The sequence below is a fragment of the Bartonella sp. AP88XZML genome (assembly GCF_042195565.1).
In the GTDB taxonomy this organism is placed as follows: Bacteria; Pseudomonadota; Alphaproteobacteria; order Rhizobiales; family Rhizobiaceae; genus Bartonella.
In genome coordinates this window covers 1-2,336 of record NZ_JBHIOQ010000022.1, presented here as the reverse complement: position 1 = coordinate 2,336, position 2,336 = coordinate 1, and the positions used below count along the sequence as shown (strand labels likewise).

Genomic DNA, 2,336 nt, shown 5'->3' with positions numbered 1-2,336 from the left:
GATAAAAAACATTGCCAAGAATGTTTTAAATCACGGCAAAGCCAAGGATGCAGCAGAAGGGGAAACCAAATCTGCTATCAGTGATGGGACTATCATCCTTACTGATATAACTGGACAGAGGGCGATGGGGCAAGATGCTGGACAAATCATTGGTGCACTCAACCGCAACACCGCTACAGCCCACCAGGCAGTAGGACAGCTAGATGTCGCACCGCTTGAGGGAGCAGTGCATGATCGCGTAGATATGATCAATGATTTATCGGATGAAGGATTGGGATACTGGGACAAAATACGCGAAGTCGCAAATGTTAAAGAGCATCCAGTAGGTGAGATTTTGCATGATGAAAATGGCAATGTCCTCTATTTAACCGATGAAAATGGAAAACCTATAAAAGGCAATGATGGAAAAAATATTACTCTGTATCGCTATTTAAAACCAGGAGAAGAAAATCATTTACAAAAAGGCTCTGATGGCAACAGGCGTATGTTCTATAATGGTATTTCTAATTCATCTGATGAAGCAGCCCGTAATGCCGTCAAAATGGCTGATAATGCGCATGAACCCCTTTATTTTACCTACCACCCCCAAGCTAAAGATAAGCTAGTAGAGTTCGGGGTAGCAATTTATGAGTATTTTGGGGGATGGAGTAATTCGACCAAGAAATTCCAAGATTTTGCCTCTCGTTATGGTAATGATGGGGCGATTGTTAGTGCGCATAGTCGTGGTAGCTTAACAGTAGGCAATGGACTACGTGACTTTGAAAAGCGCGGCATCCACGGTATAGCAGAAAAAACAGATATTTATCTTTATGGACCAGCGGATCATGCTCAATCGATAGCGAATGCATTATATGTCGTAAGCGATGGCAAAAATGATCATGTTTACTTACAAAGCCATGCATCTGACCCCATTAGTACGTTGTTTGGTTACAATGCACCTACTTTTTATAAAGTACCTTTAAATCTAGATGTTTCACTTTTGGAGAAAGGTATAAAAAATCCTTTATATATGACGCTGTTTGTAGGAAAAAGTTTATTGACTACAGCAACCTCTCCATTGATAGAGGGAGGGAGGGCGTTAGGCGGTTATGATCCTAGTCCCCATAATTGTTATGGTGATGCAAGTAAAGCGTGTATAACTAATTATGGAACATCTCCTACTAAACAAATTCATTCAATTTATTCGACTTTAGATCATTTATGGAAGAAAAAATGAGACAAATTTTAAAATTATTGAGTGGTATAGTCCTATTAAGTGTGACTGGATGTGACATATCAAAAATTGACAGCAGTCCTCCAGAGTACGTGAGTATGTGGGAGAAGGCAGGTGCAGATTTTACTGAGATAGGAAAAGCCTTATTAGAATGTGGAATGCCGAGTCTTATTGATGCTGATTCAGAAAATAGAAAGCTTAGTGTTAATGAGGATGCAACAATTTATGCTTGCATGGTTCAATCAGGATTCCATTATAAAGGGAGAGGAAACTGGTGTTATACATTTAGAGAAGAAAACCTTCCCATTTGTCAGCTTGGTGCTGTCATCCCACAGAGAAGTGTTGAGAAGCGCTTAAATAGCCCATTTTGTAAAAGGTATAAAAATGCGGATGAATGCCAACCTTAAGTTTTGCTGTTTGTGATGGTCAACAATCCCTCATCCTTGCCTTCGCTTGAAATGACGGGATTGTTTTCTCAACCAATCATCTCAATATTGGTCACCGTTGTTTTAAGCAGCGATGACAGAAAATATCAACAAGCTTCCGAGCTTTTTTATTGTAAATAAATCCATTGAAAGAGGGGAATAATGAAGAAAATCTTAAAACTGTTGAGTTGTATAGCTCTGTTAAGTATCACTGGATGTGTTAACTCAATTCCCTCACTTTCTCCAGCATTATGGAGAAATAAAATACTTTTAGAATGTGGAGTACCGGACCTTAATAAGGTTGTGGCGCTAGATTTGAATCAATTTGCCAGTATTGAAATGTGTATGGCGCAATCAGGTTTTCGTCCTAGCTTTACAATACAAGAATGGTGTGAAAATCATAAATCGGATAATCTTCCCATATGTCGTCCTGGTGCTGTCATGCCTCAGCGAAGTGTTGAGAGACGCTTAAATAGCCCTTATTGTAAAAAGCATTCAGAACAACTTGAATGCCAGCCTTAAGTCTTGCTTCAGCAGAGAAAGCCTTGAATTTACACCAAATAAAGCTCCAGGTTGATGAGTTTGAGAAAGCCTTGTCCGTTCTTACGTGACAAGGCTTTCTTTTTATGCCGCGTCATTTTGACGTTGCTGTTTTGCTTGTTCGATTACATTCAAAAGATCCGATTGTAACCAACGGG

General features: G+C 39.6%; 2 protein-coding genes and 2 pseudogenes. 3 read left to right on the top strand and 1 reads right to left on the bottom strand.

Annotated features, from left to right (window positions below; translation table 11 throughout):
* From ACFIK2_RS02000 to ACFIK2_RS01990, 3 genes and pseudogenes are all read left to right on the top strand, one after another.
* Positions 1 to 1,216, top strand: a pseudogene (locus ACFIK2_RS02000) (filamentous hemagglutinin); the annotation flags it as partial.
* Positions 1,213 to 1,620 (top strand): hypothetical protein, encoded by a 408-nt coding sequence (locus tag ACFIK2_RS01995; RefSeq protein WP_375676850.1) that lies wholly within the window; start codon positions 1,213 to 1,215, stop codon positions 1,618 to 1,620. The pseudogene ACFIK2_RS02000 and the gene ACFIK2_RS01995, both read left to right, overlap by 4 nt.
* A 180-nt stretch (positions 1,621 to 1,800) precedes the next feature.
* Entirely contained in the window at positions 1,801 to 2,160 is a 360-nt protein-coding gene (locus tag ACFIK2_RS01990; protein WP_015856194.1) for a hypothetical protein, read from the top strand.
* 102 nt (positions 2,161 to 2,262) lie between these two features.
* Here the strand turns inward: ACFIK2_RS01990 and ACFIK2_RS01985 are convergent.
* Positions 2,263 to 2,336 (bottom strand): annotated as a pseudogene (locus ACFIK2_RS01985) (DNA-binding protein); the annotation flags it as partial.

Coding starts and splice junctions, on each gene's coding strand:
- ACFIK2_RS01995 (WP_375676850.1), top strand. CDS start 1,213: ATGAGACAAATTTTAAAATTATTGAGTGGTATAGTCCTATTAAGTGTG.
- ACFIK2_RS01990 (WP_015856194.1), top strand. CDS start 1,801: ATGAAGAAAATCTTAAAACTGTTGAGTTGTATAGCTCTGTTAAGTATC.